The 3232-nt window shown below is 73.5% G+C and carries 2 protein-coding genes and 1 pseudogene; 2 read left to right on the top strand and 1 reads right to left on the bottom strand.

Annotation, left to right across the window (positions count from 1 at the left end; translation table 11 throughout):
- Nucleotides 1-3 precede the first annotated feature (3 nt).
- On the bottom strand, nt 4-1293 hold the full coding sequence (locus E1165_RS28295) for an adenylosuccinate synthase (protein ID WP_132394750.1): 1290 nt from the start codon (nt 1291-1293) through the stop codon (nt 4-6).
- 122 nt (nt 1294-1415) lie between these two features.
- Between E1165_RS28295 and E1165_RS28290 the strand changes: the two genes are divergently transcribed.
- Together E1165_RS28290 and E1165_RS28285 are read left to right on the top strand one after the other, a co-directional pair.
- A complete protein-coding gene (locus E1165_RS28290; RefSeq protein WP_132394749.1) occupies nt 1416-2414 on the top strand; it encodes a hypothetical protein in 999 nt (332 codons plus the stop codon).
- A gap of 76 nt (nt 2415-2490) precedes the next feature.
- Nucleotides 2491-3232: pseudogene (locus tag E1165_RS28285) on the top strand (hypothetical protein); the annotation flags it as partial.

The raw sequence follows: 3232 nt of genomic DNA, 5'->3' as shown, positions 1-3232 counted from the left end.
CTGTCAGGGGAGGAGGGGGTGGCGCTGGACGTTCTCTTCCCGGCCGGGGCCCACGCCCACCACGCTGACCCGGGTGCCGGTGAGTTCCTCGATGCGCGCGATGTAGCGGCGCGCGTTCTCCGGGAGCTCGTCCTCGGTCCGGGCCTTGCCGATCTCCTCCCACCAGCCGTCCAGCTCTTCGTAGATCGGCGTCGCGTGGTGGAAGTCGGTCTGCGTCATGGGCATGTCGTCGAAGCGCTCGCCGTTGATCTCGTACCCGACGCAGATCGGCACCTTCGCCAGACCGGTGAGCACGTCCAACTTGGTGACGACCAAATCCGTGACGCCGTTGAGCCGGCAGGCGTACCGGGCGACGACGGCGTCGAACCAGCCGCAGCGCCGCTCCCGGCCGGTGGTGGTGCCGTACTCGTGGCCGATCTTGCGCAGGTGCTGGCCGTTGTCGTCGAACAGCTCGGTCGGGAACGGGCCGCTACCCACCCGCGTGGTGTACGCCTTGCTGACCGCGATCACCCGACTGATCGCGGTCGGCGGGATGCCCGCGCCCACACAGGCCCCACCGGCCGTCGGGTTCGACGAGGTCACGAAGGGGTACGTGCCGTGGTCCATGTCGAGCATGGTGGCCTGGGCACCCTCCAACAGCACCGTCTCGCCCCGGTCGAGCGCGTCCCAGAGCATGACCCGGGTCTCCGCGATGTACGGCTTGAGCCGCTCCGCGTACCCCAGGTACTCCTCGAGCGTCGCGTCGACGTCGATCGCCTTGCGGTTGTAGATCTTGAACAGCAGTTGGTTCTTCTCGCGTAGCGCCAGTTCCAGCTTCTTGCGCAGGATTCCCGGGTCGAGCAGGTCCTGCAGCCGGATGCCCATCCGGGCGACCTTGTCGCCGTACGCGGGACCGATGCCCCGGCCGGTGGTGCCGATCCGCGCGCTGCCCAGGTACCGCTCGACCACCCGGTCCAGCGCCCGGTGGTGCGGCATGATCAGGTGCGCGTCGCCGGAGATGCGCAGCCGGGAGACGTCCACGCCCCGCTCGGCGAGGCCGTCGATCTCGGCCAGCAGCACCTTAGGGTCGACGACCACACCGTTGCCGATGACGATCATCGCGCTCGGTGACAGCGCCCCGGACGGCATCAGGTGCAGCGCGTACTTCTGCCCGTCGGGGGTGATCACGGTGTGCCCGGCGTTGTTGCCGCCGGAGTAGCGCACCACGTAGTCGACCCGCTCACCCAGCAGGTCGGTAACCTTGCCCTTGCCCTCGTCGCCCCACTGAGCGCCGATGAGCACGATCGCTGGCATCTTCTTCGCCTCCAGAAGGCTCGGGTGCCAGGCGGCGACCGGTCAGCGAGCCCGGGGTGTCAGGCTAACAAGTAGTGACGGCGGGACCGGCAGGGGTTCGTCGAGAAGCAGGAGGCTGCCTCGTGTACGACGTGGTGCTGCTCACCCTCGGCTCGGAGCGGGACGCTCCCGGTGGGGGCTGCGGCAGCGGCGGATCCTGCTGCGGCGGTGCCGACCAGGCCGTCCCGGCGAACCGCGAGGAACGCTGCGAGACGCCCCGCGTGCCGGTGTTGACCTGCGCAGACGCGTTGACCGCCCGGGGTGCCCGGGTGGAGATCGTGACCGCCCGGTCGGACGCCGAGATCGACACCGTGCTGGCCCGGCTGGACGCTCCGCCGCGCCCCGACGGTCTCACCTGGCCCGAGCCGGACACCAAGACCCGACTGGTGGTCGCCACAGCCAGTGACGCGCAGTTACGCGCCGTACTGCGCCGGCTGGTCCGGCGGTACGCTCCGCCACCCAGCCGCCGCCCGGCGGACCTCGCCGGCAACCGCACCGTACCGGACCTGCCACCGGTGGGTGTCCTTCCGCTCGACCCGGCCCGCGCCGGTACGCGGCACGACCTCGCCGCGCAGCTCGGCCTGCCGCGCGACCCGGCGGCGGTGGCCGGCGCGGTGCTGGACGGCACGGCCCGCCGGCTCGACCTGCTGCGCAACGACGCCGGCTCGGTGACGCTGGACGGCGCGCTGCTGGGCGCGGCCGACGAGGCAGGCCGTCCACTGCACTGGCGCGGCCGGGTGGAGGTGGACGACGCGGTGCTCTCCGACGGCGACGACCCGATCCTGGCCTGCGCGGTCGGCAATGCCGGCGGGTACGCGAGCCTCGACGGGCTGCCCCTGCTGGCCGGCCCGGACCCGGCCGACGGCGTGCTGGAGGTGGCGGTGGCCGTCCCCGTGGTCACCCGCTCCGCGTTGGGCAGGAGGAAGGTCCGGTTCGAGGTCCGCCGGGCCCGGGGGCGGGCCGTGGCGGTCGTCCCCCGCGACGAGCGGGTTCCCTTCCTCGACGACGGTGTCGCGGGCGAGTTGAGCCGGAAGCGATCCTGGTGGATCGAACCCGGCGCCTGGGCGGTCTGGACGACCTGACCCGAACCGGCGCTTCGCTACGCTCCGTAACCAGAACGGGACGGCCTATCCTCGGCAGGAGGAATGGGGAGGAACCGTGGTGGACGAGAACGCCGACCGGGCGCGACTGACCGGCCAGCAGCCGGTGCCGGAGCGGGACATCGAACCGCTGTGGCCACCCGACGCGACCGACCCCGCCCAGGCCTGGGGCGGCCCGTCCGCGACGCTGTACCCGTCGCTGACCGCCGAGGTCGGCCGGCCGCCGGCGACCGCCGCCTGGGCCCCGCCTCCGCCCGACGGCGACTGGCCGTCGCTCCAGGCCGAGCCGACGGCACCGGTCGTCCCGTCCGACCAGCACGGGAACGGCACCGGCGTGACCAACGGGTACGGGCACCCGGGTGACCCGTCCCCGCTCGGGCAGCCGAGCCATCCGGGCGCGCCCGAGCAGCTCGCGCCCGTGCCCGCGCCCCGGGTGGGGCAGCCCGCCCCGGTCGACCTCGATCTACCGTTCACCCTGGACCAGCCGATGACACCGGGGGCGTCCGGCCGGGCCGGTAGCGGCAACCCGGCCGGCGCCTCGGACGCCGCATGGACGGATCCGGTCGACAGCAGTCCGCCGGGTGCCGCCGAAACCCATCCCGCTCCGGTCACGACGGCCGGGGGGCAGGGCGGCGCGGCCACGCCGAGCGGGCCCGGCACCCCCGTCGTACCGGTGGAGAGCGGCACCCGGGAGTCGCCGTGGGCGCAACCGCCGCAGCGGCTCTCGGCCGGCGGCGAGGAGGCGGTGGGCAGCGCGGCGGTGCCCGGCCAGGCGCAGGACGCCCCGCCCGCCCCGAAGC

It is taken from the genome of Micromonospora sp. KC723, assembly GCF_004348595.1.
GTDB lineage: Bacteria > Actinomycetota > Actinomycetes > Mycobacteriales > Micromonosporaceae > Micromonospora.
Note: the sequence above shows the minus strand (reverse complement) of the source record. Positions and strands in the feature narration are given on the sequence as shown.